24 protein-coding genes are annotated in these 21,383 nt (G+C 54.4%); 7 read left to right on the forward strand and 17 right to left on the reverse strand.

Annotated elements, in window-relative coordinates; genetic code table 11:
* Nucleotides 1–3: 3 nt before the first annotated feature.
* From LKE65_RS09435 to LKE65_RS09500, 14 genes are all read right to left on the reverse strand, one after another.
* The gene (locus LKE65_RS09435) at nt 4–621 is read right to left on the reverse strand and encodes a YceI family protein (protein WP_165925846.1); all 618 of its coding nucleotides are present in this window, start codon (nt 619–621) and stop codon (nt 4–6) included.
* Nucleotides 622–813: 192 nt separating this feature from the next.
* Nucleotides 814–2,586, reverse strand: coding sequence for an AMP-binding protein (locus LKE65_RS09440; RefSeq protein WP_278741139.1), 1,773 nt, complete (start codon nt 2,584–2,586; stop codon nt 814–816).
* Between the two features lie 16 nt (nt 2,587–2,602).
* Entirely contained in the window at nt 2,603–3,850 is a 1,248-nt protein-coding gene (locus LKE65_RS09445; RefSeq protein WP_278741140.1) for an MSMEG_0569 family flavin-dependent oxidoreductase, read from the reverse strand.
* Between the two features lie 15 nt (nt 3,851–3,865).
* The gene (locus tag LKE65_RS09450; RefSeq protein ID WP_278741141.1) at nt 3,866–4,153 is read right to left on the reverse strand and encodes an MSMEG_0570 family nitrogen starvation response protein; all 288 of its coding nucleotides are present in this window, start codon (nt 4,151–4,153) and stop codon (nt 3,866–3,868) included.
* On the reverse strand, nt 4,141–5,322 hold the full coding sequence (locus LKE65_RS09455) for an MSMEG_0565 family glycosyltransferase (RefSeq protein ID WP_278741142.1): 1,182 nt from the start codon (nt 5,320–5,322) through the stop codon (nt 4,141–4,143). Before LKE65_RS09455 ends, LKE65_RS09450 begins: the two co-directional genes overlap by 13 nt.
* Nucleotides 5,319–6,290 carry a sll0787 family AIR synthase-like protein gene (locus tag LKE65_RS09460; protein WP_408744063.1) on the reverse strand — a complete coding sequence of 324 codons (972 nt, stop codon included), beginning with the start codon at nt 6,288–6,290 and terminating at the stop codon, nt 5,319–5,321. Before LKE65_RS09460 ends, LKE65_RS09455 begins: the two co-directional genes overlap by 4 nt.
* Entirely contained in the window at nt 6,290–6,853 is a 564-nt protein-coding gene (locus LKE65_RS09465; RefSeq protein ID WP_095350441.1) for an MSMEG_0567/Sll0786 family nitrogen starvation N-acetyltransferase, read from the reverse strand. Before LKE65_RS09465 ends, LKE65_RS09460 begins: the two co-directional genes overlap by 1 nt.
* Nucleotides 6,850–7,959 (reverse strand): MSMEG_0568 family radical SAM protein, encoded by a 1,110-nt coding sequence (locus LKE65_RS09470; RefSeq protein ID WP_278741143.1) that lies wholly within the window; start codon nt 7,957–7,959, stop codon nt 6,850–6,852. Before LKE65_RS09470 ends, LKE65_RS09465 begins: the two co-directional genes overlap by 4 nt.
* Nucleotides 7,956–8,930, reverse strand: a complete 975-nt coding sequence (locus LKE65_RS09475; RefSeq protein ID WP_165925839.1) for a Nit6803 family nitrilase — start codon at nt 8,928–8,930, stop codon at nt 7,956–7,958. The genes LKE65_RS09470 and LKE65_RS09475 overlap by 4 nt, the downstream gene beginning before the upstream one ends.
* A 24-nt stretch (nt 8,931–8,954) precedes the next feature.
* Nucleotides 8,955–9,437, reverse strand: coding sequence for an MSMEG_0572/Sll0783 family nitrogen starvation response protein (locus LKE65_RS09480; RefSeq protein ID WP_086646840.1), 483 nt, complete (start codon nt 9,435–9,437; stop codon nt 8,955–8,957).
* Nucleotides 9,438–9,765: 328 nt separating this feature from the next.
* Nucleotides 9,766–11,169 carry an aminotransferase-like domain-containing protein gene (locus LKE65_RS09485; RefSeq protein ID WP_165925837.1) on the reverse strand — a complete coding sequence of 468 codons (1,404 nt, stop codon included), beginning with the start codon at nt 11,167–11,169 and terminating at the stop codon, nt 9,766–9,768.
* A 143-nt stretch (nt 11,170–11,312) separates the two neighbouring features.
* On the reverse strand, nt 11,313–12,200 hold the full coding sequence (locus LKE65_RS09490; RefSeq protein WP_278741144.1) for a LysR family transcriptional regulator: 888 nt from the start codon (nt 12,198–12,200) through the stop codon (nt 11,313–11,315).
* A gap of 127 nt (nt 12,201–12,327) precedes the next feature.
* Nucleotides 12,328–13,359 (reverse strand): methionine synthase, encoded by a 1,032-nt coding sequence (locus tag LKE65_RS09495; RefSeq protein WP_278741145.1) that lies wholly within the window; start codon nt 13,357–13,359, stop codon nt 12,328–12,330.
* A gap of 28 nt (nt 13,360–13,387) precedes the next feature.
* Nucleotides 13,388–14,371 carry a DUF1852 domain-containing protein gene (locus LKE65_RS09500; RefSeq protein WP_278741146.1) on the reverse strand — a complete coding sequence of 328 codons (984 nt, stop codon included), beginning with the start codon at nt 14,369–14,371 and terminating at the stop codon, nt 13,388–13,390.
* Between LKE65_RS09500 and LKE65_RS09505 the strand changes: the two genes are divergently transcribed.
* From LKE65_RS09505 to glsA, 4 genes are all read left to right on the forward strand, one after another.
* Nucleotides 14,370–14,525, forward strand: a complete 156-nt coding sequence (locus LKE65_RS09505) for a hypothetical protein (RefSeq protein WP_278741147.1) — start codon at nt 14,370–14,372, stop codon at nt 14,523–14,525. The genes LKE65_RS09500 and LKE65_RS09505 overlap by 2 nt on opposite strands.
* Before the next feature lie 413 nt (nt 14,526–14,938).
* Nucleotides 14,939–16,063 carry an MFS transporter gene (locus LKE65_RS09510; protein ID WP_278741148.1) on the forward strand — a complete coding sequence of 375 codons (1,125 nt, stop codon included), beginning with the start codon at nt 14,939–14,941 and terminating at the stop codon, nt 16,061–16,063.
* A gap of 73 nt (nt 16,064–16,136) precedes the next feature.
* Nucleotides 16,137–16,532 (forward strand): (R)-mandelonitrile lyase, encoded by a 396-nt coding sequence (locus LKE65_RS09515; RefSeq protein ID WP_278741149.1) that lies wholly within the window; start codon nt 16,137–16,139, stop codon nt 16,530–16,532.
* A 169-nt stretch (nt 16,533–16,701) separates the two neighbouring features.
* Nucleotides 16,702–17,763, forward strand: a complete 1,062-nt coding sequence (gene glsA, locus LKE65_RS09520; RefSeq protein WP_278741150.1) for a glutaminase A — start codon at nt 16,702–16,704, stop codon at nt 17,761–17,763.
* Between the two features lie 72 nt (nt 17,764–17,835).
* Here the strand turns inward: glsA and LKE65_RS09525 are convergent, their stop codons facing one another.
* Nucleotides 17,836–18,312, reverse strand: coding sequence for a YaiI/YqxD family protein (locus LKE65_RS09525; protein WP_278741151.1), 477 nt, complete (start codon nt 18,310–18,312; stop codon nt 17,836–17,838).
* A gap of 153 nt (nt 18,313–18,465) precedes the next feature.
* Between LKE65_RS09525 and LKE65_RS09530 the strand changes: the two genes are divergently transcribed.
* The gene (locus LKE65_RS09530) at nt 18,466–18,792 is read left to right on the forward strand and encodes a hypothetical protein (RefSeq protein WP_278741159.1); all 327 of its coding nucleotides are present in this window, start codon (nt 18,466–18,468) and stop codon (nt 18,790–18,792) included.
* Nucleotides 18,793–18,855: 63 nt separating this feature from the next.
* On the opposite strand, the gene LKE65_RS09535 is transcribed toward LKE65_RS09530, so the two are convergent.
* The gene (locus tag LKE65_RS09535; RefSeq protein WP_086646832.1) at nt 18,856–19,599 is read right to left on the reverse strand and encodes a class I SAM-dependent methyltransferase; all 744 of its coding nucleotides are present in this window, start codon (nt 19,597–19,599) and stop codon (nt 18,856–18,858) included.
* A 108-nt stretch (nt 19,600–19,707) separates the two neighbouring features.
* On the opposite strand from LKE65_RS09535, the gene LKE65_RS09540 reads away from it, so the two are divergent.
* Nucleotides 19,708–20,448: a glycosyltransferase family 2 protein gene (locus LKE65_RS09540; protein ID WP_278741161.1), complete on the forward strand. Its 741-nt coding sequence runs from the start codon at nt 19,708–19,710 to the stop codon at nt 20,446–20,448.
* Here the strand turns inward: LKE65_RS09540 and LKE65_RS09545 are convergent.
* A complete protein-coding gene (locus LKE65_RS09545) occupies nt 20,378–21,064 on the reverse strand; it encodes a hypothetical protein (protein WP_278741162.1) in 687 nt (228 codons plus the stop codon). The genes LKE65_RS09540 and LKE65_RS09545 overlap by 71 nt on opposite strands.
* 16 nt (nt 21,065–21,080) lie before the next feature.
* On the opposite strand from LKE65_RS09545, the gene LKE65_RS09550 reads away from it, so the two are divergent.
* Nucleotides 21,081–21,380, forward strand: coding sequence for a phosphopantetheine-binding protein (locus tag LKE65_RS09550; RefSeq protein ID WP_278741163.1), 300 nt, complete (start codon nt 21,081–21,083; stop codon nt 21,378–21,380).
* The last annotated feature ends 3 nt before the right edge of the window (nt 21,381–21,383 follow it).

Genomic DNA, 21,383 nt, shown 5'->3' on the forward strand with positions numbered 1-21,383 from the left:
TATTTAGCCCTGTTTTTCAAACGCGCCGGCAATGCGCAGCTGCACTTCATCCGACACGTAGGGCACGTACATTTTTACGCCAAAATCGCTGCGCTTGATGGTGCCGGTGGCTTCAAACCCGGTGGTGTATTTCTTGTCCAGTGCGTTTACGCCCGCACCGATAAAATGCACTTTCAGGGTTTCAGGCTGTGTGACGCCGTGCAGGGTCAGGTTGCCGGTCACAACCGCATCATTCCGGCCGGTAATGCGGACAGATGTGGATTCAAACGTGGCATTGGGGAACTTTGCAGCATCGAACCACTGGTCACCCTTGAGCTCATCATTGAGCTTGGCGCTGGTTGTCTGCACGGAATCAACCGGAATAGTCACGGACAGCCTGGAAGCAGATGGGGTCTTGGTGTTCAGCGTCAGTGTGCCCGAAACGTTGGAGAATACACCAAGATAATTGGTGAAACCAAAATGCAGAACGGAAAAACCGACCTGTGTGTGCCCCGGTTCAACATCATACGTGCCGGACTGTGCCTGCGTGGCGTTGGTAACAACCTGCGCAAAGGCCGGATTGCCAGCAAGCAGGCCAAAGGCAAGAGCTGCGGCAGGGAGAGAAAGAAGGCTGTATTTCATGGGATCATACTCCGGTTGTTCATAACAAACTCGTTTGAAAAACAGTGCGGTCATGCTCGGAGGGGCATGGCATGCGCTGTTCCGCTGAGTTCTTCATTACCGTCGAAAATATGGGCAAGAAATAACAACAATGGAAACGTATAGTTTCCATATTTTCTCTATGAGGCGGGGGAGAGGCCGAGAGGGTTCATATCAGAGAGCCAGCAGATGTCTGCGTGTGATCTTGCCAGATACGGTTGTAGGCAGGTGCTGGACAAACCGCACTTCCTTCAGACCAACCCACCGGCCCAGCGCCCGGTGAACCTGCCCGAGAATTTCGTCAGTCGCAGGTATGCTTTGTGTGGCGGTATCAAGCACCACATAGGCAACAGGTCGCTGTCCCCTCAACCCATCGGGCACAGCAACAACGGCGCAGGCATGAACAGCAGGGTGTGCGGCAATGATTTTTTCGATCTGCACGCCTGAAATCCGGCGCCCCGCGACCTTGATAACATCGTCAGAGCGACCGAGCATGTGAACGGCACGTCCGGTGCCAATCATACCTTCGTCAAATGTGCGGTAAAACCGTCCTGTTTCATCAATGCAGGCTGTGGGTGGCTGGATGACCCTGTTCTGCCACACTCCTGCCAGACAACCGGGGGGCAGGGGGAGTGCAAGAACAATCTCCCCGCAGGGTTCACCCGGCACGGAGGGCACAATAGCTGGATGAAACCCCGGTACAGGGCGTCCTATGTCGTTCATGAGCGTTATGGGCTCGCGTTCCGGCAGGCCGAAAAAATGGGCTGTAATGCTCCATCCGGTTTCAGTCTGCCACCAGTGGTTGACCACGGGTTTTTGAAAATATGCGCGTGCCCAGTCCAGCAATGTTGCGTCGGCATATTCCCCTGCCACAAAAACACGGGCCAGCGCTGCCGGGGGTTGTGCGGGCAGGTTACGGTTTTCCTGCCGCAGGAGCCGCATTTGTGTCGGGGTCGTGAACAGGCATGTCACTGCGTGCTCGTGGCAAAGCGTGCGCAATGCGGCGGAGGTTGTAGCACCTTCCACAATCACACTGGTGCAACCGTTGATCAATGGCGCGTAAACACCGTAAGAATGGCCAACCACCCACCCCAGATCAGACGTTGTAAAAAACGTATCTTCGTTCCTGCAACCATAGATCAGCTCCATGGACAGGGCGAGGGCTACGGCATGCCCGCCATTGTCCCGCACAATGCCCTTCGATGTTCCCGTTGTGCCTGATGTATGCAGGATATAGAGCGGGTCTTCAGAACGCAGTATGACGGGTGCCACAGGTGGCGAGTGTTCCAGAGTGTGGAAGTCATGGTCCCGCGCGCACACAAGTGGTGCGGGGCAGGCGTTGCGCTGCACGATAATACATGCCTGCGGCTCATGCGTGGCCTGCGTGAGTGCAACGTTAAGGGCCGGGGCGGACGGAATGGCGGTTTGCCCCTGAAAGCTGTAACTGGCGATAATCACGACCTTGGGGGCTACATCGTCAATCCGGCGGGCCAGTTCGGGGCCTGCGTAACCGGCAAATACCACAACATGCACGGCACCTATGCGTGCACAGGCCAGCATGGCTATGGCTGTTTCAATCATGGTTGGCATGGCGATCAGGACACGGTCGCCTTTTTCCACCCCTAGTGCACGCAGGCCGCCAGCAAACCCGGCCACCCTGCCGAGCAATTCCTTATAGGTGATGGTTTGCCGCTCTTTTGTGGCGCAGGAATGCCAGACCAAGGCTGCCTGCGCGCCGTGGCCCTGCTCCACGTGCCTGTCCACGGCATGGTAACAGGTATTGAGCGTGGCATTGGGGAACCAGTCATGCCAGCCATCCGCCCGTGCCCGACAAGCCATACCGGGCTGTTGCTGCCATGTAATGCGTTGAGCTGCTTCCAGCCAGAATGCTTCTGGCTGGTTCTGGGCCGCATCATACATTGCCTCATAAGTGGTCCATGGCAGCATGGGGCTTTTCCTTTCCTCAGGCTACAGGCACGTCTTTGCCGGTAATCTGGCTGGCCAGCCACGCCGCATCGCGCGAGATGCCGGAAAACCGGCCGGAGCCCCATGTACGCAGCCACGGCAACCCGAGGAAGTAGAAGCCGGGCGCATCTGTTACCCCCCGATGCCAGAGCGGCTTGTTGGCGCCATTAAATACGGGCACGTCGATCCAGCGATAATTCGGGCGAAAACCAATGCACCAGATGATTGAGGTAATGCCTGCGGCCTTCAGGTCCAGTGGCGTATTGCTGCCATCGGGTTCCCAGACTGGCACGTAAGGTGCTTCGGTTGGGGCGGTAATACCTTCACGGGCAATGTAGGCGTCAATGGATTTTTTGATGTCGGCATTGGTCTTGTCGGCATCATCCAGATTGTCCCGCAAGTCCGGTGCAAAATGGGCTACCTCGTCCCGAATGGTTTCCAGCGTGCCGTGCAGGCCCACACCGTCTTTGGCAAAAAGCCGCAGGTCAAGGTCATGGCCACCATTCCGGCCGGTGACATAATGGTTGGTTTTGTCACGCGCACTATCACGCAGCGGATGGTTATCTACTGTCAGGTCATAAAACTGCATGTCTGCAAGCCAGTCCACAACATCGCGCCCACGATAGAAGCGCGAGACACGGGGGGCAGAACCGACACACAGATGAATTTTGCGGTTTTCAATAAACAGATCTTCCACAATCTGCGCGCCAGACTGGCCACTTCCCACCACCAGCACGCCACCATCAGGCAGTTGGGCCGCGTTGCGATAATCCTGAGAGTGAACCTGATAAATGGAAGGATCAATGGCGCTGGCGTAACCGGGAATAACGGCGTCATGGTACGCGCCCGAAGCAATCACAACATGCTGTGCGTGCCAGAGTTCTGCCCCTGCCACGACGCGGTAGCCACCGTTTTCATGGCGTGTAATGGACGTGACTGGCGTATGTTCGCGCAAAGGGGCGGTGAAGGAGTCCGTAAACCCTTTTACGTAGTCAATAATTTCCTGCTTTACCATAAAGCCGTGCGGGTCGCTCCCCCTGTAGGGGTGCCCGGGCAGTTCGCACTGCCAGTTGGGTGTCACCAGACAGAAGTTGTCCCAGCGCTCATCATCCCACGAATGGCAGGCGGTTTTGGCCTCGAACACTACGTGGTCCACGTTCTCACGGCAGAGATACCAGCTCATGGACAGGCCAGCCTGACCACCACCCACGATAATGACGGGGATGCTTTTTTCATTCTGTGTCATGGTCGTTCTTTCGTTTCAGAGGCTGAAAGACAGGATACTCACCTGCGCATCAGGTTGGTTGAGGAAGGGCGTGCAGGTCTGGCGGATCGCCTGGAGCTGGCCAAGGGCACGGCTACAGGCAAATCCGTAGCGTGCACGCACCCGCTCGCTGGCCTGTGTCAGGGCTGCATCGGCCTGTTCCAGAAAAGTACGAACCGGATAATCTTTACCCGGTGTAAAGTGGTCCTTGATGACCAGCGATGGAGAGTAGCAATCGCTCTCTTGCCCATCGGGCCAGCGCACACGAAAAATCATTTCGGGCATGATGACAAAGCTCCAGAAGCCGGAGTGCCAGCGTGCGACAAGGCCGCCAGCCGCCGGTATGCGGGGAGGTGCCGACTGGCAACACCGTGCCAATCGAAACGACGGGCCGTTGCGGGGCCGCTGAGCCGGAAGTGCTCGCGGTTTTTGGCGCTAAGGGCGTCACGCAAGGCTAAAAACAGGGTGTCCGGGTGCTCGGGGTTGCACCAGAGCACGTCTGACGCCTGAAGGTGCTCGGTAAAGGGGGCAACCTTCGGCACAATGGCTGGCGTGCCGCAGGAGAGGGCTTCCAGTGGGCACAGACCAAACCCCTCGGTTACGGACGGGTAGGCCAGCGCGGCTGCCTGCCGGTAAAATGCAGGCATATCTTCATCCGCTACCGCTCCGGTGAGGGTGACATGCTCGGCTGCACCGCTCTGGCGCAACCGCATATCAAACAGCGCGCGGTAGGCCGAATGATCCAGCAATGAAGCCCCGCCCACCACAACCAGATGCACATCGGACTGGTCACGGCGCAGCGCCAGAAAAGCTTCCAGCAGGTGCACCGTATTCTTGCGGCGCTCGACCCCGCCGACCGCCAGAATCAGGCGGCGGCCAACCGGCAGGTGGTAACGCGCCCGCAGTGAGCTGTCCTGCAGGCCCGGTGCGGGTGAAAAATGTTCAGGATCAACGCCGTTGCCAACAACAGGTGCTTCACGGCCATGCTCGCCGTGCAGGATGCCCTTCCACATGGTGCTGACAGTGAACAGCTCGGCCGCGGCCATGAACCCGCGTTCCTGCCGCATTGCAAGGCCGGGGTGAGCAAAGCGGTCGAGGTGGTGAACCGTGCGGGCAAAGCCCGGTATCCGGCCTTGCGCCACCAGTTCAGCCAGCGCGTTAGCACTTATGGGGTCTTGCGCATGAAGAACGTCAAATGGTGCTTCATTCCTGAGCGCGTCCGTGATCTCGCATATACGGCGTTCCACCAGAGCAGGCAGGTTCTGCTCCGCTCGGGCTGCAATGTAACGCGTAGCGCAGCGGGGTTGGCGGAAAAAGCCTGCACCTGTCACATCCGGGGCGATCAGGGTTGCTTTATGCCCTGCGTCACACAACGCCTCTGCCAGCGCCATGCCATGCACCACGCCACCGCGCGGAAGGGTCGAGTGCGTCAGAATGCCAATGGACAGGCTCATGGCGCAAACCCCATGAGCGGCGTTTGTGCAAGATCCCAGAAAGTGTCTGTCTCGTCTCCCCAGGTAACATCCAGCCTGCGGGTATTGTTGCACTGGCCGATAACGGCCGCAGCAATGTCTCGCCCATGAAAGCGCGCCATAACGGCCTGTGCATCCTCTGGCCGGGCACTCAGCAAGTAGCCATAGCTGGGGAAAGCTGCCAGCCAGCGGGCCATGGCAGCGTGTTCTGGGCGTGGAATATCATCCAGCGTAATGTGCATGCCCACGCCAGAACACTCGGCCAGCATAAGGGCTGTACCCAGCACGCCGGCCATGCTGATGTCCTTGGCTGCACGGCTCAGCCCGTCCTCGGCTATTTGTGGCAGAAGGTCCATGTCGGCCTGTAATCGGGTAATCGCATCGGTGCCGCACAGCGCGGAACTACTGTCCCAGAACGGGTGTGGGTCATGCCAGCGGCCGCGCAGATCAATGGCGGCAATCAGCACCTCGCTGGGGCGGGCGTCAAAACTGGTGAGCAGATGGCGTGCCCGCCCCAGAATTGCGACCGAAAGCGAGTTGTGAGTGCTGCGCATGTTGGTATGCCCGCCAGCAACGGGTACGCCATAGGTCAGTGCTCCATCCTGTAAACCTTGCAGGACAGAGGCTGCTGATTCAGAGGTATCGCTCCATAAGGCATTGACCACCGCAACGGGGCGGCCACCCATTGCCGCAATATCGCTGATATTGACCATGACGCCGCAGTAACCGGCAAACCACGGCATGGCGCGTACAAAACTGTCCTGAAAACCCTCGCTGGCCAGCAGGAGGTAACCATCTCCATCCCGTATGGCGGCACAGTCATCGCCAAGGCGGATGGCGTTGGGGTCGGTGGGTTTAAGGATTGCCGCTGCTTCGGCAATATCCTGCTTGCATGCAAGGGCGCGGCTGTGGCGCAGGGTATGCAGCAGCGCGTTGAGCTTGCCTGCCATTATGCCACCTGTCTGGTGCGCGGTTGTGGGCGCAGCAGCCACGTCTGGTTCTGGCCATGTGCCGGATAGCGGGAAAGGTCGGCCTGCATATCATGATGTGGCAGACCATGCAGGGAGATTACGCCGAGGCTTTTCCAGTGCAGGCGGCGGAAGAACAGTACATTCTGCTCCTGCACTTGGGCCAGAAAGCGCGTGGCCCCAAGCCCGTGTGCTGTGCTGACAGCCATGCGGATCAGTTCCGCCCCGATCCGTCCCAGTTTGCGATGGTCTTCATGCACAGCCAGACGGGAACCACGCCAGACACCGGGTTCGGCTTCATGGATGCGTACGGCCCCTACAATCCGGTCCGGCATGCCTGCCATACAGCAGGCTGCAATAATGGGGATGGCTACGTCATCAATGCCGTCCCGATCATCCTCGGCAAAGACCTGCTGTTCGGTGCAGAATACCTCGCGGCGGAGGGCATGATAACCTGCGCGTTCCCACGGTGTACGGGCAAGGCGCACGACATATTCCGTCGGGATGAACGGGCGGTGTTCCACGCCTTCGAGTAAAGCACTCATTGTTCATAGGCCGAGAGGGAGGAGCACGCACCACACCGGCCACATCCAGCCCGGATGTCGGTGGATTTCATGTTGGCATCGCGTAGCATCCGCCCAAGTGGTGCCAGAACCGACTTCATGAAATCAGCGGTAGGCGGTGCGTGGTTTTCCAATGGTGTGCCGGAAATAGGCACGAACGGCACCACGAAGGGATAAACACCCAATGCAATAAGGCGTTCAGCCAAACCAAGAATATCTTCGGCACTATCGCCAAGACCGGCCAGAATATAGGTGTTGACCTGCCCACGCCCAAAAACCGGTACGGCGCTGGCAAAAGCTTCCATGTAGCGGTCAACGCTTACTGTTGCTTTGCCGGGCATGATTTTTTCGCGCACGGCCTGTGTGGCGGCTTCAAGATGCATACCCAGACTATCGGCGCCCGCCTCGCGCAGGCGCTGGAACCAGCCGTGATCACGCGGTGGCTCGCACTGGACCTGAAGCGGCAGATCGACCGCAGCACGGATGGCACGCGCAGAGTCCGCAAGCACCGCAGCGCCCCGGTCAATAACGTTGGGGGTGCCGGTTGTCAGTACCATATCCCGCACGCCATCCAGTTCCACGGCGGCTTTGGCAACTTCGGCCAGTTGTGCAGGCGTTTTGTAGGCAATGGTGCGCTCGGCCTCCAGTGACTGGCCAATAGCGCAGAACTGGCAGGATGTACGCCGGTCGGCATAGCGGATGCAGGTCTGGTGCACCGTGGTTGCCAGCGTGTCGCGCCCGTGGAGCAGAGCAATCTTCCAGTAGGGAATACCGTCTGCCGTGCTGAGCCCATAAAAGCGTGGAGCAGCAGGAAAGTGGATTGTGCCGAGCGTCTGGCCATCACGTAGCAGCGTGCTGGTTCCACTCCGGTCTGGCGGGCTGGCCTGAAAAGGAGAGCGCTGTGCTCCGGATGTATAAACCGGGACCATAACGGTCTGGCCCGCAATGGTGATTGTCTTGTGGTCGGAGGGACCGGCTCCGCCCTTGCGGGTCATGCCGCTGCTCTGCTCATCAATCTGTAACCCGAAGGATTGCAGGTCGGTGATAAGCTTGCGACCAGAAAAGGTGCCGAGTGTTGGAATGGTCATGGTGCCACCTCGTCTGTCAGGGCAGAGTAAGGCTCATTTTCACCAACGTAATGCACGGTATGAGCGGGGCGGCGGTCCTGCAGCAGGCTCAGCAGTTCCGGGCGTGCATAATGCCCTACGGAATCCATCATGCGTTTGCGCTTGGTAATCAGGGCAAAGTCGAGATCGGCTATGACCATCCCTTCGCCTTCGGTGAGCGGAGGAGCGAGCAGCTTGCCTTCGGGCGAGACAATGGCAGTAAAGCAACCGCCCCGCAGAGGGCCTTCAAGCCCCGGGTCACGCGCTATGTTCTGGATCTGCTCTTCCGTAAGCCATCCTGTGGCGTTTACGACAAAGCAGCCGGATTCCAGTGCATGGTGGCGAATGGTCACTTCCATCTGGTCTGCAAAAATTGGTCCCACCAGTGAACCGGGGAACTGTGCGCAGTGGATTTCCTCGTGCTGGGTCATCAGCGCGTAGCGGGCGAGGGGGTTATAGTGTTCCCAGCAGGCCAGTGCTCCAATGCGACCGGCTGCACTCTCCACGACCTTCAGGCCAGCGCCATCCCCTTGCCCCCATACCATGCGTTCGTGGTAAGTGGGGGTGATCTTGCGGCGTTTGAGCAGGATTTCTCCCGTGGCATCAAACACAATCTGTGTATTGTAGAGTGTGCCGTAATCCCGCTCATTTACACCCAGCACAACAACCATGCCGGTGTCGCGCGCAGCTTCGGCCACCATGTCCGTTACCGGGCCGGGGACAACAACGGCGCGTTTGTAGAGTTCAAGATGCTCACCACCAAAGCGGAATGCAGGCTGGATGAACGAAAAATAGGGGTAATAAGGCACAAGGGTTTCGGGAAAGACCGCCAGCTTTACACCTTTCTCGGCGGCATCGCGGATGGCCTGACAGACTTTCCGTGCAGTGCCCAGACCATCGTCACCAAGGATGGGGCTGATCTGGATAGCTGCGGCGCGAACGATACGGGACATGGCTTGCGGTCCTCCCTTTGGCCTTTAGAGAGTCCAGGTATTCAGAATAAAGGCGTTGTCCCGCCGGGCCAGCAGAATGATGTCCAGCACATCCTGCGGATTGATGGGTGTTATCCCGGGAATAAGGTTTTGCTCGCCGTAGCCGTAAAGTGCCTGAAGTGCGAAGCGGCAGGCATAAACTTTGCCACCTTCTTCAAGGATTTTTGCAATCTGCTTGTTGCAGTTCATGTGCCCCGGAAAAGCTTCATCACCCAGACGGGGAAAGCCGCGCTGCACGCCAAGAGTGACGCCCGGACCATAGAGCAGCACTGAGGTTTCAAACCCCTTGCGGATCAGGCGTGTGGCCTGCAGCAGATTTACAAACCCGACTGAACCTTCATTGGCAACGGTATGAAAGGTGATAAGGGCTTTTTCACCCGGCTGGGCTTTGACGTCCTCAAAAACCTTGTTTTCATAGTTAACGAAGCAGTCGCCATCTTTATGTGGAGCGTGCTCGAGTGTTGGCATGGTATGTCTCCCGTGTGCTGCGGTCTCCGGCAGGAAGCCGGCCTGACCGCTTTGCTGAAGCAAACGTGACACGGGTTAAGTCTGACGCAAAATTTTGTATGGCATGCGTTGGCATGACAAAAAAAACAATTTTTCCCGCATGAGTTCTTTTTGCGGGTACAGAAGCATACAGTTTATTCCACAATGTCATACAATTCTACGGCGTTCAGCTAACATACTGGTTTTGCTTTATATTTACCTCGCGCATTCGTGATGTTGCTGTGCGTTTGTTCTGGAAGGCCACGTATGCCCTTTGGGTACAACGTGGCCTGCCGAGTGCTGCAACGGGTTAAACAATATCGGCAAAGCCGGGGGAGCGCTTGTGCTGGAGAACTGAGACAACGCCACGGAGGGACTCTTCCAGGCTTGCGGCATCGGGCGCACTGCCCAAGGCAATACGCGCCCGCTGCGGGGGTTCCCCATTAATGGTAAAAACGGTGCTGGGCACCAGTGCCAGACCGCGCCTACGGGCGTAGGCGACAAAATCCGCGCTCCCCCACCATGCCGGGAGTTTGAGCCAGACATGGGGGCCGTCAGGGTTCGTGCAGTGCTGCTCCCCCAGAACCGTGCGTGCGATAGACTGGCGTAACCGCAGCTCTTTCTGAATTGCGTGCAGGATTGTATGGGCCTGTCCTGTCTGCATCCATCGTGCAGTCAGGGCGCTGAGCAGCCCCGCATTGGTGAGGGCAATGGCCCGGATGGCAGCCGTTACCCGCCGGGTCATGTCGGCATTGGGGAGGGCGACATACGCCGTGCGCAAACCGGGGCTGAGTGTTTTGGCCAATGTTGCCACATAGCTGACCCGGCTATGGTCAAGGGCCGCCAGTGCTGGCAGAGGATTATCCATAAGCAGGCTGTATGGGTCGTCCTCAGCAATATGGAGGTGGTGCCGTTGCGCGACTGCTAGAATATCCTTGCGCCGCTGTAGGGACATTGTGGCGGTTGTAGGGTTGTGGATTGTTGGAATGCAATAGAGCAGACGGGGGTGGTGCTGCGCGCAGACCCGGTCAAGCTGGTCTGGCATCATGCCTTCCGTGTCGCTGTCCACACCAACCAGAATAAGATCAAACTGTGCGGCAATGGTCCGGATACCGGGGTAAGCAATGCGGTCCGTGACAATCACATCACCCGGTTGCGTATGCGTGCTGACAATGGCGGCCAGTGCGCTCTGGCCGCCTGGTGAGATCATGATCTCGTCTGTCCGGCGTTGGCCGATTATCGGGGCAACCCATTTTGCACCCAACTGACGCTCTTCAACAGTTCCACCGGTGACACGGTAAGACATCAGGCTATTCAGGTCCTGCTGCTTGAGGATCGCTGCGATGTCCGTCTGAATAATCCGCTGCAAAGGCGGGTCTTGCGGGATGGGAGGAAGGTTCATGGTCAGGTCAACCACCGCAGGGCCTGTGTGGCGCCAGTGGCTTTCCCCCGCACCAACACGAATGAAGGTGCCCCGGCCGACTGTTGCGTCAATCAGCCCTCGTCTGCGCGCCTCAGTAAAAGCGCGGGTAACGGTTGTCAGGTTGGTGCCAAGATGTTCTGCAATTGTCCTTTGCGGGGGCAGTTTATCGCCGTCCCTGAGGTCGCCTTTGCGAATGGAGTGGGCAAGGGCATCGACCAAAGTCAGATAAATGGCATTCGGGCTCTGGCTGATTTCCTCTTTCCAGTGGGCGAGGTAGGACTGTTCGGGCATGCGACGGGGATTCCGTATATTCGAAAAATATATTCGATCTCATACCATACAATCAGTACAATTTTTAGAGGATTATGTTGCCTAGAAGTTGCGGGAGCGTCTTATCGCATTAAATCGAGAGCAGAGCCTCCCAAGAGGCCGGATCAAGACGTGGCTGCAAATTCAATAAAATTGCGCAGATAGTGAATATCTTCATCGGTTTCGCGGTATCCAAGGAATATCTGCTTCGCAATGCCTTTTTTGCCAAGTCTAATGGGGTGGAGTTCAAAGCGGGGGGCGTATTCTTCCACCAGCCAACCCGGGAGTGCAGCCACACCACGGCCGTGTGCCACCATAACCAGCATAATATCAGTTGTTTCGATCTGCTTTTGCTGCCGTGGGCCAATACCTGTTGGTTGCAGGAATTGCGTGTATATGTCCAAACGCTCAGGTGGCACCGGGTAGGTAATCAGGGTTTCACCCGCAAGTTGTTCTGGCAAAATGAACTTTGTATTCCGTAAATGGTGTTGGGGACCAACCACCAAAACAAGTTCATAATCAAAAACCGGCGTAAACTTTAATCCCGGTTTATAAAGTGGGTCTGGTGTAACCAGAATATCTATTTCATTACTGAACAATGCGCCAATGCCGCCAAACTGGAACTTTTGCCGCACATCCACGTCAACCTTTGGCCATTGTTCCAGATAAGGAGAAACGACTTTAAGTAGCCACTGATAGCAGGGATGGCATTCCATGCCGATGCGAAGAGTGCCACGCTCACCATTGGCAAATTGTTCAAGCCGTTTTTCTGCAAGCTCAAATTGGGGGAGCATGCGGTTTGCCAAGGATAACAGCCACTCGCCAGCTTGGGTAAGAACAAGGGAGCGTCCTTCCCGGCGCCATATTTTTACGTCTAGCTGGCTTTCAATTTTGCGTATGGCATGGCTCAGGGCGGGCTGGGTAAGATTCAGGCGCATTCCGGCAGCCGTCAACGAACCTTCTCGTGCGACGGCTTGAATAATGGCCAGATGACTGCGCTCAAGGATACCCATGCCACACCTTATTGATACAAAATATTCACGTTACTGTATAAACATATCAGTTCTGTTCATTTTCATAAACACACGCTCTATGTTTTATCCTGCATGGCTTTTTACGGCTTATGGTTCCATAAGCCCTTCAGGCAGAGAGTTCGTGACGGACAATTTTTGCACCGGCACCTAAAGCGTGGAGCTTGGCTGTGGCCACATGGCGCGGAAGAGGTGCCATGCCGCAATTGGTGCACGGGTAGAGTTTGTCTGCATCCACAAACTTAAGGGCTTTGCGCAGGGTGTTAGCAACATCATCTGGTGTTTCAATAGCATGGGTTGCGACATCAATCGCGCCAATCATCACTTTCTTACCGCGCAGCAGTTCAATCAGATCCATTGGAACCCGAGAGTTCTGGCACTCCAGAGAAACCATGGAGATATTGGATTTCTGGAGATTAGGAAAAATCTCTTCATACTGCCGCCACTGTGTGCCCAGTGTATTTTTCCAGTCAATATTGGCTTTTATGCCGTAACCATAGCAGATATGAACGGCTGTTTCGCATTTAAGGCCTTCAATAGCTCTCTCTAATGCAGCGATGCCCCAGTCATTCACTTCATCAAAAAAAACATTAAACGCGGGTTCATCAAACTGGATAATATCCACGCCTGCCGCTTCTAACTCTCTGGCCTCCTGATTAAGAATTTTGGCAAATTCCCATGCCAGTTTTTCGCGGCTTTTGTAGTGGCCATCGTAGAGTGTATCGACCATTGTCATGGGGCCGGGTAGAGCCCATTTGATTGGTTTTTGTGTGAGTGTGCGTAAAAACCTTGCATCATCAACAAAAATTGGCTTTTCGCGGCTCACGGCACTGACAACAGATGGCACACTCGCATCATACCGGTTGCGGATTTTGACTGTCTGGCGGTTTTTAAAGTCAACACCACTCAGGTGCTCAATAAACGTAGTGACAAAATGCTGCCGTGTCTGTTCACCATCGCTGACAATATCAATACCTGCACGATTTTGATCATCCAGTGTCAGGCGCAATGCATCCTGTTTGCCCTCGATTAATTCCTGCCCGTGTAGTTTCCAGGGTGACCAGAGTGTTTCGGGCTCTGCCAGCCAAGAGGGCTTGGGCAAGCTGCCCGCTGTTGCGGTGGGGAGGAGTGCTGTTGTCATAGGAGTAAAACCTTGTTGTTCTGGTTAATCAGGCAGAGTAACTGGCAGACCACTGCTCAAGACGCGCGTGATATGGCTTGATAAAACTCTCCTCCGTGTATTTGCCTTGGGCAGTCGCCAGTTTGCTGCGTTCTTCCCGGTCATAAAGAATGCGGGTGAGGGAATAATCCTGATGATTCAGGCTGGGTTGGTAGCTTTGTGGTGCTACAGAATTGGCATTATATATTTCAGGGCGATAAATTTTTTGAAATGCCTCCATTGTGCTGATTGTACTGATAAGTTCCAGCGTTGTGTAATCGGAAAGTAAATCACCAAAAAAATAGAAAGCCAGTGGAGCCACACTGCGGTAGGGCATAAAGTAACGGACCTGCATGCCCATTTTTTCAAAATAATGATCAGTTAACGAGTGTTCCTGTTGCCTGTATTCAACCCCCAGAACAGGGTGATGGTTATCTGTTCGGCAATAGGTTTTGTTAGTAGAAACGCTCAGGCATATAACCGGGAGCTTATTGAAGTTTTTCTTGTAGGCCGAAGAGTGTACAAAACTCTTAAAAAGATTTCCGTGCAGATAACCAAAATCAGGTGGAACGTGGAATTCAGGCTTATTCTTGTTGTAATTGGGCAATAAGACGCTGAAATCATAATCACGGACGTAAGAAGAAAAATTATTACCGGCAAGACCTTTAATCTGCTGATTGCTTTTTTGATCAATAATTGTCGTGTTCAGGATTTCGATCAGGGGGAAAATACTGTTTGTGCTGCCATGGTTGATATGGAGCCCCACAGAAACAATGTCGAGTGCAACAGAATAGCGGTTGGCCTTGGGGTTATCCCAATGTGCCAGATCATTAAACCGATTATTGATCATCCGGAGCACGTTGCGCAGGTTTTCCTGACGATTGTCCCCTCTGGCCAGATTGGCAAAATTGGTTGTGAGACGTGTGTCGTTTGAAGGGTGATAGTTCTCATCAAACGGGATGCTCTTAATTTGGAATGAGGACTCTGTAATCATGGTCGAACTCCCTCCTGTTTTGTCAGAAAGCAGATTTCATCTTCCGGGAGTTGAGAACCTCACGGTTTATGCTTCTGTTTTTCAGGTTATGTTTAGTAGTGTTCTGCGTTTAAGCTGTGCTGAACTCTTTATGCCTGAACACAATATTGAATAAAAATGATTTAATTTCATTAATCCATAAATATCATTCATAGTTCGCGGGCTGGGGCTCCAGATGGTCAGCCGCCTAGAGAGCATGTGCTGTGATGCCCAGACCTTTTCTTCCATTAGCAGCAGGCATGTAGCCTCTAAACACCCCAAAACGTCTATTCATGAGTATAATTCATGATCATGCTCGTTTTATTGGGGCTAGTCCTGAGAGAGTTCGTTCCTTATGTCCTAAAGCAACCTCAGTCGCTGCTACAGTTTTTCAGGTTAATGCTGTTTGCTGCTTATGTGCGCTGTAGGGAAAATCATGGCTACGGATTGCTATAATACCGAGGCGGAATGGATAATATCTCTCAAACAGTTTCTAAAATAACTCGGAGCGCCAATCAGTCAGCCGGGGGCTGGGGGGCGGTGCTGGCCATGTCTCTGGGTGCGTTCGCTCTTGTCGCATCAGAGTTTATGCCTGTTAGTCTTTTAACCCCGATTGCGGCTGATCTGCATATTACAGAAGGGCAGGCAGGGCAGGCTATTTCAGTTTCTGGCGCATTTGCTGTGCTGACCAGCCTCTTTATTTCCGCACTGGCCAAGGGGATTAACCGTAAAACCCTGTTACTGGCTCTGATAGCCATGATGATCGTGTCGGGGAGTGTTGTTTCCCTTGCTCCGAATTATGTGGTGTTCATGCTCGGGCGGGCAATGATCGGTGTTGTTATTGGCGGCTTCTGGTCCATGTCTGCCGCTACGGCTATGCGGCTTGTGGAGGACCACCACGTGCCCCGTGCGCTTGCAATCCTGAATGGAGGAAACGCTCTGGCTACCGTTATTGCTGCACCTGCTGGTAGTTTTTTAGGCGGTCTTATTGGCTGGCGTGGTGCGTTTTTCTGTGTGGTGCCCGTGGCTGTTGTTGTTTTTGTCTGGCAGTTTGTCAGCCTCCCATCTATGGCGAGCGCGCGGCATCAGCAGTCGGCCAGTGTATTTTCTTTGCTGACACGACCGATTGTGGCTGTTGGTATGCTGGCAGTCAGCCTGTTTTTTATGGGCCAGTTTACACTTTTTACTTATGTAAGGCCATTTCTTGAAGGCGTTTCCCATGTGGACGTATCCACTTTGTCGTTAATCCTGCTTCTGATGGGTATTTCTGGCTTTGTTGGTACGGTACTGATCGGGAATATTCTAAAAAACAGTGTTTATCCAGCGCTGATTATTATTCCTATCCTCATGGCTTTTCTGGCTGCTGCTCTTATTGTTCTGGGTAAGTGGGTTGCTGTTTCCGCTGTTATACTCACTGCGTGGGGTTTGTTCGCTACGTCCGCCCCTGTGGGCTGGTGGACCTGGCTTGCCCGAACGCTTCCGCAGGATGCTGAAGCCGGTGGCGGACTTATGGTGGCAGTGGTCCAACTCGCCATTACGCTAGGGGCGACCTGTGGTGGCATCCTTTTTGACGGTGTTGGGTATCAGGCCACATTTGCGGCTAGTGCAGTGGTGCTTGCGATTGCTGCGCTTTTGGCGGCCACGACAGGGCGATTGGCCGGTCGAGGAGCATAAAACCTGTCAGGCATTCAGGCAGGACTAGCAACCGGATTTAATGTTTTTGAACCACTTACAGGATAAAATGCTTATGGAGATCAAACGCATAGGGACCCAACCTTCCGCTAAAGGACCGGTCGACTGGTTTACTGGGACAGTACGTATAGATCCACTTTTTAACCCGCCGGAGCCCTCTCAGGTAACCACTGCGCTGGTTACGTTTGAGCCGGGGGCCCGCACTGCTTGGCATACTCACCCGCTTGGGCAAATTCTTATCGTGACGGCAGGGTGTGGCTGGGTGCAGCGCGAAGGTAGCCCGATTGAGGAAATTCATCCCGGCGATACAATCTGGTTCGCTCCGGGTGAAAAGCACTGGCATGGTGCGACAGCAACGACGGCGATGAGCCATATTGCAATTCAGGAAAAGCAGAATGGCTCCCCGGTTGATTGGCTGGAGCATGTTTCTGACAACCAGTATTGTAACTGATTGATTGCAGCTAAAAGTTTTTTCCCTTTTGGTATTTATGAGAGTGAAGAGAACATTCCGCTCGGGCGGAACCAAAGGGGGAACTGCATAGGCTGTGATGCGGGATTTTATTTTTCATTAAGTGTATTGTAGTAACGCATTACATGAATGCTGATGAAAGATAGATCCTGTGCGCAATAATTTTTTTATTAAAATATCCGCTTCGTTGATCTTAACAACCTGTTTTGCAGTCTTGCCTGTCAATAATGCAAGTGCACGGGATAAGCCTCAGCCAGCATCTTCTGCTGTTATCCAAAAAGTGATTGAACAGGCTTATGACAAATACAAGCCTGTCATGGATGGAAAAAACGCTAATTATATCCCGTACCTAGCCAAGGCAGACGGTAAACTCTACGGCATTGCTGTTGTAACGGTGGATGGGCGGGTTTTCCGGGTTGGGGATGCTGGGCACCCGTTCCCTGTGGAATCTGTTTCTAAAATTTTTACGCTGGCGGATGTTCTGCATAAACAGGGAGCAGAGAGTGTTCTGCATAAGATCGGCGTGAATGCTACCGGTCTGCCGTTTAATTCCGCTTTGGCGGTAGAGTTGAATAATGACAAGCTGGGTGGCAGCCCGCCCCCCGGTAATCCGCTGGTTAATGCGGGGGCCATGGCAACAGCCAGTCTGGTCGAAGGTAAAACGCTGGATGCAAAATGGCAGAGCGTTATAGATACAGCATCTGCATTTGCAGGGCATACTTTGCATTTGAACGATAATGTTTACCGCTCAGAAATGGCCAGTAATCAGCACAATCAGGCCATAGCAATGCTGCTGCAAAGTTATGACCATTTATATGCCGATGTATCGGAAACAGTGGATCTTTATACGCGTGAATGTTCCTACGATGTAGATGCGGTTGATCTGGCAACCATGGGGGCCACTCTGGCCAATGGAGGGACAAACCCGCGTACCCATCATGCCGTGGTTGATGCCGCAACAAGCGCCCATGTACTGGCAGTTATGGCAACCGCAGGTTTGTACAATACGTCTGGCGAATGGCTGTTCAAGGTTGGCCTGCCAGGAAAAAGCGGGGTAGGGGGCGGTATTGTAGCCGTGGTCCCCGGTAAGTTGGCCATTGGTGTTTATTCGTCCCGCCTTGATGCGGCCGGCAACAGTGTGCGCGGGCAGCTTGCCGTGCAGTTTATTGCGCAGGCGCTGGGCGCTAACATTTTTGCTGCAGAAGCGCAGTAAGCATTACATCAGGCAGGCGTGACGTAACTCTGCGCTATTGTCGCACAAAAGCGCAGGGCTGCAGCCCGCCTGTTATCCGTTAGGTGGTAACAGGCGGATGGGTTGTTTGCGTGCCTTGACCACCAATGTATCAAGCTCAGACAGAAAGCGGGAGCGATCTGCCTTGCCAAATGTAGCGCTTCCGGGGGTGATCATTCCTGCCGAGCGCAGGTCAGTCATCAGGTTCCGCATGGCCAATGCCATGCCTATGGCATCCCCATCCAGCAACCGGCCTTTGTGTTCAAGAACATAAGCACCTTTTTCCACACACCGTGCGGCTAAGGGAATATCAGCGGTTATGACAATATCCCGGCTTTGAACGCGCTCGGCTATCCAGTCATCAGCTATGTCGGGACCGGCATCCACAACAATCCGCTCAATGAGTGGAGTGGGGGGAACAGCCATCATACGGTTGGAAACAACAAAAACATGCAATTTATAGCGCGTGGCAACACGGTACACTTCGTCTTTGACGGGGCAGGCATCGGAATCGATAAAAATACGGATCATTCCCGTAATTTGCCGCAGCCTTGCTTATGGAGCAAGCGGCACCATAGGCAGTATTGATAATTCTGTATCCCAGATAGAGTAATACAAAGGGGCACATATTCCGATCAATAGAGTAAGAAGTTCCTGTTGATATTATATACGGGAGTTTGGTGAATGAAGGTCAATTTTAAGCGTATGATGCTTTATGTATCCGGGTGTTTTGTCGCGGTGGGGCTGGCGGCAGCCACGTATCCGGTTATGGCCGATGCCCAACCGGATGTGATTGTGGATACTGCGCAAAATGGCGCAGAAAATGGCCATTCCATGCGCCCGTTATGGGTGCTGGTAGCGCAGCGGGGCCCGGACAATGAAGATGCCATGATTACGGCTTCATTTTACACCAAAGCAGCCTGTGAAGACGCATTGAAGTTTTTCCGTGAACAGCAGGAACATCCCAATCGTGAATTCCATGGGGTGTGCCTACCATCAGGGGCAGCTTAAACCGCAGCCAGCAAGGTGCATGCCCAGATTACAGGGCTGCACCTTGGGGCGTGTTGAAGGTGTTTATAGTGGCCGTTCGGCCATATACGCATGGAACACACCAAACGATGTGTGTTTGCGCACGTTGCTAAAACCGACAGATTGCATGGTGCCCAGAATACGGGCGGGGGGAACGCATTCTTCTATTGTGTCCCAGTAATAGGCCATAAGTCTCCTGCTGTCCTGCGATGCCGCAACGCCGGACAGCAGCGGGACAACCCGGCCGAGGTAAAACCGCAGCATAAGCTGGATAAGCCGGTTGTCAGCCCGCCCGATCTCAAGGATCAGCACATGGCCGCCGGGCTTAAGCACATCCAGATAACCTGCAAACGTTGCTCTAAGGTCCTGCACATGCCGTAAGGCGTAGCCCATGCTCAGCATATCCATGCTGGCAGGGGCAACTGGCAGGGCCTGAGCATCTGCCAACACAACCTGAATGGGCAGTTTGTCGCGGCATTGCTGGAGCATGCCTGCGCTCATATCCAGCCCGATAATGTTGGCGGCATCTGTTATGGTTGCGGCTTCCTGCGCAACAAGGCCCGTGCCGGTAGCAACATCCAGCAATGTCTGCCCGGCACGCAGCCCGGCCATGCGCAACATCCAGCGCCGGTACCATTTGCCGGATCCGAGTGAAAAAACAGCGTTGATCCGGTCATAATAACCGGCGGTCTTATCAAAAATAGAGCGAACAAACTGCCTGTGTTCCCCCTTGGTGCGGTAATAGTCAGGCAGGACAGGGTGAGGTGGGCAGGGTATGCGCTCAGACATTGCCATTTCCGGTTCAATGATCTTGGTATTCGGTTCTTACCGTAATTGAGGTATGTGGACCAGTCTTGCTGTATTTTATTCTGGTTTTGACCCACAGGTATGCCTGCCATGTTCCGCTGTATTGTTCTTGTTCCATCCTATAACTCTGGGCTTTTGCTGCGGAGCACGGTTTCTGCCGTGCTGGCGGTCTGGCCGGATGTAGTGGTGGTTACAGATGGCAGCACCGATGGTAGCGACCGTACACTGGATGATATGCTGCCAGCACATGCAGGGCTCAAAATTCTGCATCTGGCGCAAAATGGGGGTAAGGGGCACGCTGTTTTGCAAGGGGCGTTATGGGCCTTGCAGGCAGGCTACACGCATGCCTTGACCATGGATGCAGATGGCCAGCACCCAGCGCAGGCTGTACCGGATTTTATTGCTCTCTCCCGTTCCGCTCCGCAGGCTCTGGTACTGGGCGTGCCGGTTTTTGGGCCAGAAGCACCCGCTCTGCGCGTGTGGGGGCGCAAGTTATCCAATATCCTCATTGGTATGGAAACAGGGGGCGCTGTTAAAGATTGCCTGTTTGGTTTTAGGGTTTATCCACTCAAACCACTGGTCACGGTTCTTCAGGAATCACGCTTTATGCGCGGCTTTGATTTTGACCCGGAGGTTGCCGCGCGTATGGTCTGGCGGGGAGTGCCCGCGCTCAATAAACCCGCCGCTGTGCAGTATTTCAACGCAGCCGAAGGGGGGATTTCCCATTTCCATTATGTGCGGGACAACACACGGCTCGTTTTTATGCATCTGAGGTTGTTGTTTGCATGGGCGAGGCGTGTGTGTTGCGGAAAGCCGTTATCGTCGTCCTGAGCGATACGTGCTGGAAGTTGCGTATGACAAGGCGCCTGACACCTGCCTCCACAACCATAAACAATAGTGCCATGGCAAATGTGCCCCCAGAGAGCGGCCATTGCCATATGCCAGCAGGCCCGAACCAGAACAGCAGCGGCGGTGTGGTTAGGGCGGCGGCAAAAAACATGGTCCAAAAAACCGTTAGTGCGTGTGTGTAGCGTGCAATATCCGCCCGCAAGGGGCCATGTACCCGGCTGGCCATAACAGCAACAAGCGGCTGCTGGGATGGCAAAAGAGAGCGGCCAAAAACGAACAGCATCATCCCCAGAGAAGCCGCATAAAGCACGCAGCCATCGGCAACTGTTATCTGGTGTGGCCAGTACACGGCCAAAGGCACAAGGCAGATAGCCATAACAGCACTTGTTTTAAGGTGCAGGCTTAGTAGAGCAAACGCCATGCACTGCATGAGAAGCGAGATAACACTAACGGGAATTGCTGCGTAAGGTGTATAGGGTATATGCCCAAGAAGAATTGATAGGGACACAAGCATAGCACCAGCCCCACGCCGGAAAGCTGCGTGTCTTTCCAGCCATGTTGGCTTTGCGATAATGCGTGTTTGTGTTAGCTCACTCATGATATCTGCACTTAACATGAGACATGCTGTGAATACGACCCGCTCGACAACAATACAAACGCCTTTTGAGCATGAAGTTGCAGAACGGCTTGTTGCAGCACTTCAGCTTGAAGTCACGGCTGAAGAAATTGCTCCCGAGGCCCCTCTGTTTGGGGAAGGGCTGGGTCTTGATTCCATTGATGCGCTGGAAATTGCCCTGTTTGTCGGGCGTGATTACGGCGTGGCCCTGCGGTCGGAAGACCCGGATAACAAAAAGATTTTTAGCTCCTTGCGGTCTTTGTGCGCATTTGTGCAGGCAAATCGCACTGTTGGGTGAATC

This window comes from Acetobacter fabarum (assembly GCF_022483405.1).
Taxonomy (GTDB): Bacteria; Pseudomonadota; Alphaproteobacteria; order Acetobacterales; family Acetobacteraceae; genus Acetobacter; species Acetobacter fabarum.

What these genes read in the sequence shown, in the direction of transcription:
- LKE65_RS09435 (WP_165925846.1), bottom strand. Translation starts at nt 621, where the DNA reads ATGAAATACAGCCTTCTTTCTCTCCCTGCCGCAGCTCTTGCCTTTGGC.
- LKE65_RS09540 (WP_278741161.1), top strand. Translation starts at nt 19,708, where the DNA reads ATGTTCCGCTGTATTGTTCTTGTTCCATCCTATAACTCTGGGCTTTTG.
- LKE65_RS09550 (WP_278741163.1), top strand. Translation starts at nt 21,081, where the DNA reads ATGAGACATGCTGTGAATACGACCCGCTCGACAACAATACAAACGCCT.
- LKE65_RS09455 (WP_278741142.1), bottom strand. Translation starts at nt 5,322, where the DNA reads ATGAGCCTGTCCATTGGCATTCTGACGCACTCGACCCTTCCGCGCGGT.
- LKE65_RS09530 (WP_278741159.1), top strand. Translation starts at nt 18,466, where the DNA reads ATGAAGGTCAATTTTAAGCGTATGATGCTTTATGTATCCGGGTGTTTT.
- LKE65_RS09535 (WP_086646832.1), bottom strand. Translation starts at nt 19,599, where the DNA reads ATGTCTGAGCGCATACCCTGCCCACCTCACCCTGTCCTGCCTGACTAT.
- LKE65_RS09515 (WP_278741149.1), top strand. Translation starts at nt 16,137, where the DNA reads ATGGAGATCAAACGCATAGGGACCCAACCTTCCGCTAAAGGACCGGTC.
- LKE65_RS09490 (WP_278741144.1), bottom strand. Translation starts at nt 12,200, where the DNA reads ATGGGTATCCTTGAGCGCAGTCATCTGGCCATTATTCAAGCCGTCGCA.
- LKE65_RS09480 (WP_086646840.1), bottom strand. Translation starts at nt 9,437, where the DNA reads ATGCCAACACTCGAGCACGCTCCACATAAAGATGGCGACTGCTTCGTT.
- LKE65_RS09475 (WP_165925839.1), bottom strand. Translation starts at nt 8,930, where the DNA reads ATGTCCCGTATCGTTCGCGCCGCAGCTATCCAGATCAGCCCCATCCTT.
- LKE65_RS09440 (WP_278741139.1), bottom strand. Translation starts at nt 2,586, where the DNA reads ATGCTGCCATGGACCACTTATGAGGCAATGTATGATGCGGCCCAGAAC.
- LKE65_RS09470 (WP_278741143.1), bottom strand. Translation starts at nt 7,959, where the DNA reads ATGACCATTCCAACACTCGGCACCTTTTCTGGTCGCAAGCTTATCACC.
- LKE65_RS09545 (WP_278741162.1), bottom strand. Translation starts at nt 21,064, where the DNA reads ATGAGTGAGCTAACACAAACACGCATTATCGCAAAGCCAACATGGCTG.
- LKE65_RS09505 (WP_278741147.1), top strand. Translation starts at nt 14,370, where the DNA reads ATGGTCGAACTCCCTCCTGTTTTGTCAGAAAGCAGATTTCATCTTCCG.
- LKE65_RS09460 (WP_408744063.1), bottom strand. Translation starts at nt 6,290, where the DNA reads ATGGCAGGCAAGCTCAACGCGCTGCTGCATACCCTGCGCCACAGCCGC.
- LKE65_RS09445 (WP_278741140.1), bottom strand. Translation starts at nt 3,850, where the DNA reads ATGACACAGAATGAAAAAAGCATCCCCGTCATTATCGTGGGTGGTGGT.
- LKE65_RS09495 (WP_278741145.1), bottom strand. Translation starts at nt 13,359, where the DNA reads ATGACAACAGCACTCCTCCCCACCGCAACAGCGGGCAGCTTGCCCAAG.
- LKE65_RS09485 (WP_165925837.1), bottom strand. Translation starts at nt 11,169, where the DNA reads ATGCCCGAACAGTCCTACCTCGCCCACTGGAAAGAGGAAATCAGCCAG.
- LKE65_RS09510 (WP_278741148.1), top strand. Translation starts at nt 14,939, where the DNA reads ATGTCTCTGGGTGCGTTCGCTCTTGTCGCATCAGAGTTTATGCCTGTT.
- LKE65_RS09450 (WP_278741141.1), bottom strand. Translation starts at nt 4,153, where the DNA reads ATGCCCGAAATGATTTTTCGTGTGCGCTGGCCCGATGGGCAAGAGAGC.
- LKE65_RS09465 (WP_095350441.1), bottom strand. Translation starts at nt 6,853, where the DNA reads ATGAGTGCTTTACTCGAAGGCGTGGAACACCGCCCGTTCATCCCGACG.
- LKE65_RS09500 (WP_278741146.1), bottom strand. Translation starts at nt 14,371, where the DNA reads ATGATTACAGAGTCCTCATTCCAAATTAAGAGCATCCCGTTTGATGAG.
- LKE65_RS09525 (WP_278741151.1), bottom strand. Translation starts at nt 18,312, where the DNA reads ATGATCCGTATTTTTATCGATTCCGATGCCTGCCCCGTCAAAGACGAA.